8 protein-coding genes and 1 pseudogene are annotated in these 6910 nt (G+C 38.2%); 3 read left to right on the top strand and 6 right to left on the bottom strand.

The features are described 5' to 3' along the window. Both ACNKXS_RS14895 and rlmD read right to left on the bottom strand, forming a co-directional pair. A pseudogene (locus tag ACNKXS_RS14895) lies at positions 1-324 on the bottom strand (hypothetical protein); the annotation flags it as partial. A gap of 5 nt (positions 325-329) precedes the next feature. Further along, the gene (rlmD, locus tag ACNKXS_RS14890) at positions 330-1739 is read right to left on the bottom strand and encodes a 23S rRNA (uracil(1939)-C(5))-methyltransferase RlmD (protein WP_417921561.1); all 1410 of its coding nucleotides are present in this window, start codon (positions 1737-1739) and stop codon (positions 330-332) included. 174 nt (positions 1740-1913) lie between these two features. On the opposite strand from rlmD, the gene rocD reads away from it, so the two are divergent. Continuing rightward, positions 1914-3197 (top strand): ornithine--oxo-acid transaminase, encoded by a 1284-nt coding sequence (gene rocD, locus ACNKXS_RS14885; RefSeq protein WP_417921560.1) that lies wholly within the window; start codon positions 1914-1916, stop codon positions 3195-3197. A 65-nt stretch (positions 3198-3262) separates the two neighbouring features. Here the strand turns inward: rocD and ACNKXS_RS14880 are convergent, their stop codons facing one another. From ACNKXS_RS14880 to ACNKXS_RS14870, 3 genes are read right to left on the bottom strand one after another with little or no spacing between them, the layout of a single operon-like run. Further along, complete coding sequence (locus ACNKXS_RS14880) at positions 3263-3589, bottom strand: CCC motif membrane protein (RefSeq protein WP_295182344.1); 327 nt, start codon at positions 3587-3589, stop codon at positions 3263-3265. Positions 3590-3606: 17 nt separating this feature from the next. Then, complete coding sequence (locus ACNKXS_RS14875) at positions 3607-3900, bottom strand: DUF2752 domain-containing protein (RefSeq protein ID WP_417921559.1); 294 nt, start codon at positions 3898-3900, stop codon at positions 3607-3609. Beyond that, positions 3897-5729 carry a T9SS type A sorting domain-containing protein gene (locus ACNKXS_RS14870; protein WP_417921558.1) on the bottom strand — a complete coding sequence of 611 codons (1833 nt, stop codon included), beginning with the start codon at positions 5727-5729 and terminating at the stop codon, positions 3897-3899. Before ACNKXS_RS14870 ends, ACNKXS_RS14875 begins: the two co-directional genes overlap by 4 nt. Before the next feature lie 77 nt (positions 5730-5806). Here ACNKXS_RS14870 and ACNKXS_RS14865 point away from each other — a divergent pair, with 77 nt between their 5' ends. Together ACNKXS_RS14865 and ACNKXS_RS14860 are read left to right on the top strand one after the other, a co-directional pair. After that, positions 5807-6007, top strand: coding sequence for a hypothetical protein (locus ACNKXS_RS14865; protein ID WP_417921557.1), 201 nt, complete (start codon positions 5807-5809; stop codon positions 6005-6007). Beyond that, positions 6004-6552, top strand: a complete 549-nt coding sequence (locus tag ACNKXS_RS14860; RefSeq protein WP_417921556.1) for a Smr/MutS family protein — start codon at positions 6004-6006, stop codon at positions 6550-6552. Before ACNKXS_RS14865 ends, ACNKXS_RS14860 begins: the two co-directional genes overlap by 4 nt. Here ACNKXS_RS14860 and ACNKXS_RS14855 read toward each other — a convergent pair. After that, positions 6549-6910 (bottom strand): hypothetical protein (locus tag ACNKXS_RS14855; RefSeq protein ID WP_417921555.1); only part of this gene is annotated, 362 nt, incomplete at its 5' end. The genes ACNKXS_RS14860 and ACNKXS_RS14855 overlap by 4 nt on opposite strands.

Below are 6910 nucleotides of genomic sequence, written 5' to 3'. Positions count from 1 at the left end.
AAGAGTTTCCGCAGTATTTAATATAAATTCAAGGTTCGTTTCACCAGAATCCGTTCGTAACGGGATCGCAATACTATCCTGTGAATATCTAAAATAGGTTAGGGTGCTGCTATTACTTCTAATGCTTACAAAAGTGGTATCATCTCCAACCTCTCGAATACTTAAATTCTGAGGTGCTTTAGCCAACTGCTGATCTTCAATATCGTAAAACCGAAGAATTAGAAATGGAGTGATATCTGCCGACTCCGGGCAAATATCATCTCTCTGGCATCCTGAAATAAAAACCAAAGTGAGTAAGCCAAAAAGTAAAAACCTGGTGTTCATTAGTTTTATCGTTTTTCAAGAAGGACAACATTCTCAACGTGATGTGTTTGAGGAAACATATCCACAGCTCTTGTTTTGGTGACCTTATAGTGTTCATCCATCAAAGAAAGATCCCTGGCCTGTGTAGCAGAATTACAGCTAACATACACAATTTTTTCAGGCATTATTCCCAGTATTTGAGCTACTACATCTTTATGCATTCCATCGCGTGGTGGATCTGTAATGATCACATCAGGTTTGCCATGTTTTGCGATAAAGCTTTCAGTAAAAACTTTACGCATATCTCCCACATAGAACTCTGTATTTTCAATATTGTTGCGTTCAGCATTTTCCCGGGCATCTTTGATCGCTTCAGGAACAGCTTCAACCCCAATTACTTTTTTCGCATTTTTAGCTACAAATTGTGCAATAGTTCCAGTCCCGGTATAAAGGTCATACACCAGTTCGTCACCTTTAAGATCTGCATATTCCCGTGTGATCTTGTAAAGATTGTAAGCCTGTTCTGAATTTGTCTGGTAAAAAGATTTAGCATTGATCTTGAATTTAAGACCTTCCATTTCCTCAAAAATATGGTCGCGACCTTTAAAACAGATGACTTCCTGATCATAGATCGTATCATTTCCTTTGTTATTGATCACATATTGTAAGGAAGTGATCTCAGGAAATTCCGTGCTTAACGCATTTAGAAGTAATTCTCTCTTTGCTTTATCTTCTGAATAGAATTGAATCAAAACCATGATCTCACCTGTAGAGGAGGTCCTGATCATAAGGGTTCGCAACAAGCCTTCCTGGTTTCTTGTATTAAAAAAGGAGATATCATTACTAGTAGCGAATTCTCTGGTGAAATTTCGGATGGCATTGCTTGGATCTGCCTGTAAGTGACACTTTTTGATATCGAGGATTTTATCCCACATCCCCGGAATATGGAATCCAAGGGCATTTCGATCTTCAATATTTTCACCGCTTTGAATTTCATCCATGGTGAGCCACCTACTGTCACTGAAGGAGAACTCCATTTTATTCCGGTAAAAATAAATCTCTTCGCTCCCAAGAATTGGAGTTACCTCAGGCAATTCAATTTTACCAAGGCGCTGTAGATTATTGATCACCTCGTTTTCTTTATATTCAAGCTGAAACTTATAATCCATATTCTGCCATTTACAACCTCCACAGGTTCCAAAATGCTGGCAAACTGGTTCTGTTCTTTTATCTGAAAGTTTATGGAACTCTACTGCAGTTCCCTGGTAATATGATTTTCTTTTTCTGGTAGTTTGAATATCTGCTATATCCCCAGGAACAGCATTGTCTATAAAGATTACTCTACCATCTGGAGACTTGCCAATTGCCTTACCTTTAGCTCCGGCATCTACCACTTCAATTTCAGTAAATAACTTGTTCTTGTTTCTTCTTGCCATAGCGCAAAAATAGGATAATTAACAAGATTTAAAGAGAGGCCAGTTGAAATTTTCAGCAAACATTTAGTAATTTGCAGCAATACCAATTTAAAGGATGATTTCTCTCCAAATAGCGCTAATTCAAGCGGAAAAGTAGGAATAACCAAACACTAATTCAAAAAATTAAGAACTAACATGCCATTACCTAAAGTCAATTCTTCAGCTGAAGCGATACAACTGGAAGATCAACATGGAGCCCATAATTACCATCCGTTACCTGCAGTATTAAGTAAGGGAGAGGGTGTTCATGTCTGGGATGTTGAAGGCAAAAAATATTATGATTTTCTATCGGCTTATTCCGCAGTAAATCAGGGGCATTGTCATCCAAAGATTGTTGGTGCAATGTACGAACAGGCGTCCAAACTGGCTCTTACTTCAAGAGCTTTTCATAATGATGTTCTTGGTGCCTATGAAAAATATGCTACTGAGTATTTCGGTTTTGACAAGATCTTACCAATGAACACCGGTGCAGAGGCAGTTGAAACAGCTATCAAAATTGCACGTAAGTGGGCTTATGAGAAAAAAGGTGTGAAAGAAACAGAAGCGCAGATCATTGTTGCTGAAAATAATTTCCACGGAAGAACCACTACGATCATTTCTTTTTCGAATGACGAGGGAGCCCGTAAGAACTTTGGTCCTTATACACCTGGTTTTATCAAGATCAATTATGATGATGTAGATGCCCTGGAGGAAGCAATAGAAAATAATCCGAATATCGCTGGTTTCCTTATTGAGCCAATTCAGGGTGAAGCAGGTGTTTATACGCCTACAGATGATTATATGAGAAGAGTGAAGGAGATCTGTAACAAAAATAATGTCTTATTCATGGCAGATGAGATACAAACAGGTATTGCCAGAACTGGTGGTCTTTTGGCTGTTTGTGGTCCCTGTACCTGTGAAAATCACTGCGAACGACAGGAAGAAACTTATAGCAAACCTGATATTCTTATTTTAGGTAAAGCACTTTCTGGAGGGAATTACCCAGTATCTGCAGTACTTGCAGATAATGAAGTAATGGAAGTTATAAAACCTGGACAGCATGGTTCTACATTTGGAGGTAACCCGGTTGCCGCTGCAGTCGCTGTTGCAGCTCTGGATGTAGTTAAAGATGAGAACCTTATTCAGAATGCCAGAAAACTAGGTAATTTATTTAGACAATTGCTAGATGATTACATTAAAGAAAGCAATATTGTGGAACTTGTACGAGGACGCGGACTGCTAAATGCTATCGTAATAAACGATTCTCCAGATAGTACAACTGCCTGGGATATTTGTATGGCGCTTAAAGAAAACGGTTTACTGGCTAAACCAACGCATGGTAATATTATTCGTTTTGCTCCACCATTGGTTATGAATGAAGAGCAATTGAGAGATTGTGTCAATATTATTGTCAAAACTCTTAAGCAATTCGAAAAGTAATGGCATTTCTATCAATAAAAAAACCCGCTTAATAGTGGGTTTTTTTATTTTCACTCAAAAGATTATTATCCACCATATTCTCTTAAAATCTCTCTTTGCATTTCTTCTACACCTTCCATACCGCCGAAGACAATTAAACTTACGATGGTAATTAGAATAGAAATCCCACTAAGTACAAGACCTATAATTGCCAGGATTTTCCCAGTCTTCACGTTATTATATCCCGTGTATAAGTGAGGGTCTGTATTGTAAATTTCCATTGCACGTTTAGACATCACTAATGCGATAATACCGAAGATGATTCCGGCAATTCCATAGCAGCAGCAGCCTACGATTGATAAAATTCCGAAGACGAGGATTAGGGTTGAATTTGGTAATTCTCTTTGTTCCATTGGTAGTTAGTTATTGGTTAATTAAATATATAAAACATTTTGTACAGGTAAGCTCCGGCGATGATGAACCCGTTAAAAATTATAAGACCAATTTTGATAGTATGATCATGCCGGAATTTAAAGAACAGATTGAAAACGACAAAGACTAGTAATAGAATGATGCTATATATGGCAGGATACATGTAAAAAGCGGCTTCAAAACTACCTTCAAGCAATAATGCTAGAGAACGCTGCGCTCCGCATCCGGTACAATCAATACCAAAGACGCTTTTGTTCAGGCAGGGTAGCATGTATTCTTCTATCGAACTCAATTACTTATTCTTATTTTTTTGCTGATCTCTATTTGATCATGAGTTTTTACCTTCACAATATAAATAGCATTACTCAAATTACCGGTAGGATATAAAAATTCTTTTTCCCTGTTTTGCAGAACCTGCTGGTATACCTGCTTTCCCTGCAAATCATACATGCTTACCTGGGTGATCCAGCTATCGTAAAATAGTTTTATTTCAAGTTGCTCCTGTTTGTTATTTTGAAATATTTCTATGGAATTAAGAAGAACGCGTGGTGGTTTGGAGTCGAATACTTTCAAATCTTCTGTCTCAGGATCCTGAGAATTACTGTCTTCGGTAGAACCTTCGTCAGTATTTTGCTGCTCTTCATTACTTTCGGATTCATCAATCTCTTCCGAATTTTCTTCCTGCTCTTCAGGTAAATTTTCAATGAAACTCAGATAAAACCGGTTTTTATAGTGTCCTGCTGGAAGGCTTAAACTTAAACTGCCAGAACGAATTCCGAAATACAAATTCTGTACGGCATCATATATAAAGACCCTGTCTGGATCAAAATTTTGTAGATCTGAAATGCTAAACTCCACTTCTGTATTTTCCTTCAGTTGAAGTAGTAGCGGAATCAATTTCTCATCAATTTTCGGCTGAACATTTATAACGTAATTGATATCGTTAAGGTCCCAGAAAATGTCATTTGATTTCTGTTCCATACTTTTAGCGTCCATTCCATGATCGACCAGCTCTGTAGATCTGTCATCAAAGCCAAGTATCAGGTTTTTTTCGTGTAAAGAATTAAAGGTAATTTTCAAAGTCAGAGTGGTGCTCCCTTGTTCCTGTGTATTCTTGAAGATCGGGATTTGATCATCACCCTTATAGATCCTGTGACTGTTTGTGAAGCGTAATATTCCATCCTGCTTTCCAATAACCATAAATCCCTGGCCAATTGGCGACGGACTCCTATTGACTTCTGCTCCTCGAAAAAGCTCTGCACCAGATTCATTTCTGAAAATTGGTGGTGCGTATTGTCTTAAACCAGGTGAATATGTGCCATAGCCTCCTACATAATCTGAAAGATAATGAGAATTAACTTCAGCTTTGGAATCCCAGAAATAAGCAATTCCTGTAGTAGCTTTATTTTCAAGTAAAAATCGATCCAGATCAAACAATGAGGGATAAGGATTTCCAATAAGCAGAATCTGGTCTTTTTTTATAGGTATTTCAATTAGACCATTATTTGGGATGCCTCTAAAATCGTAAAGCTGGGCATTTCCGGGATTAATTGCTTCAGATTTAATCATACCGAGATTAATACCATTCACCCCTTTCATGCTGAAACCTTCGCCTGGCAGAAGATCGAATTGATTTCCCAGATACTGCCAGTTTGAATAACCGGTTCCGGAGAATGCATAAAGCCATCTATTCGATATTTGCAGTGGATTGGATGTACCGTTTAGATCTGAAATAAGAGATGCTTTATCGGAGTTTAAGACATCTTTTGGTGCGAATATATAATCGACTACCCTTTGTTCTGTATTTCTAACGGCTACAGGTAAACTCCAGTAATTATAATCGAAAGCTGAAGATCTGCCACGTTGGTAAACTGAAAGTTTTCCAGTGCCTGTATTCTTATTAAAATCCGTTTCTCCCTGCAGCAGTCCGGCATTGTTACGAAGGTATACGCCTGCTTTCGATCCAGGATCTTTCTGATCTATAGAAATTTCCTTCTCTACGTAAAGCAGCCTGTTTTGGACATAGACGTAGTGTTCTGCTTCCGCAGAAGATGTGACAGATAATTGTGCAAATACAGAACCCGCACTAAAAATCAGCAGAAAAAGCAAGGTGTGCTTCACGAAAGCTATAAATTTGCAATAAATGTAATCATAAATCGAATTCGCCAAATTCTGTAATATGATTTAATTGTTTGAAAATGAATAATTCTCAGGTTATAAATACGATACTTATCTTTCTTGGTGGTGCGCTGCTTCTTTATGCCATATCTGTTGATGATGTAAGTCCGTACTTTAAAATAATAGGTCTAATCATTATTATGCTTGGGCTTTATCGTGCGACTAACTTCTGGGTTGCGACTAAAGATGATCATGAAGGCCAAAATGAAAGTGATAAATGATGCTGAAAAGAGGAGATAGAGTAGAGGTGATCGATGATGCCCTTGCTGGTGTAGTTCAGGATGTTCAGAATGATAGTATTACTATAAAGACTGAAGATGGATTCTTGATGAACTTTGAAGCGCAGGAACTGGTAAAGATCGAAGATTCACTTGCCATTGAAGATGTATCAGATTTCGATATGGAGCAGGTAATCAGGCAAAAAACACCTGATAAGCCTAGAAGATCTGAACGAATCAAGCCGAAGGAGCGCAGTGCCCCGCCTATGGAAGTAGATCTGCACATTCATCAGTTGGTAAAATCCAGCCGACATATGTACAACCATGAAATGCTGAATTTACAGCTAGATCATGCCCGCCATAAACTGGAATTCGCCATTCAGAAGCGTATTCCGAAGATCGTATTCATACACGGCAAGGGCGAAGGTGTTCTCAAAATGGAGCTGGAGTATCTTTTAGGAAGATACTCGAACGTAAAATTCTACGATGCAGATTACCAGAAATATGGACTTGGCGCTACCGAAGTGTATGTGTTTCAGAATGCTTAATTAGAAGTTTCTTCAACAGTTTCTTCTGTTTCGTCTGTTTCCTCTTCTTCATCATCACAATTCTCAACCGTATTAGGACACAATTCGAATGGAATATTTGTCTCATTCAGCATACCCAACTGGTAGGAGCTAAAGCCAATGGTTTCTCCAGATCCATTATCTTTTCTTTCGAGGTTGAAATTGCGTAGTGTTACGAGATAACCATAATTCCTTGTAATGTTATGTATAATATATTCCTCATGTTGGATGAATGCAGTTTGCTGATCATTTAGATAATTTGCAACACCATCCCCGGTGCTGCTAAAGCTTCCTGGATTGGTTAACCCATCTTCCTCGCTTACTTCCAGTCTCGTTTCCA

The organism is Christiangramia marina (assembly GCF_048285865.1).
GTDB lineage: Bacteria > Bacteroidota > Bacteroidia > Flavobacteriales > Flavobacteriaceae > Christiangramia > Christiangramia marina.
The sequence above is the reverse complement of the archived record's forward strand: the minus strand, read 5'-3'. Positions and strand labels throughout refer to the sequence as shown.

Coding starts and splice junctions, on each gene's coding strand:
- rlmD (WP_417921561.1), bottom strand. CDS start 1,739: ATGGCAAGAAGAAACAAGAACAAGTTATTTACTGAAATTGAAGTGGTA.
- rocD (WP_417921560.1), top strand. CDS start 1,914: ATGCCATTACCTAAAGTCAATTCTTCAGCTGAAGCGATACAACTGGAA.
- ACNKXS_RS14880 (WP_295182344.1), bottom strand. CDS start 3,589: ATGGAACAAAGAGAATTACCAAATTCAACCCTAATCCTCGTCTTCGGA.
- ACNKXS_RS14865 (WP_417921557.1), top strand. CDS start 5,807: ATGAATAATTCTCAGGTTATAAATACGATACTTATCTTTCTTGGTGGT.
- ACNKXS_RS14860 (WP_417921556.1), top strand. CDS start 6,004: ATGATGCTGAAAAGAGGAGATAGAGTAGAGGTGATCGATGATGCCCTT.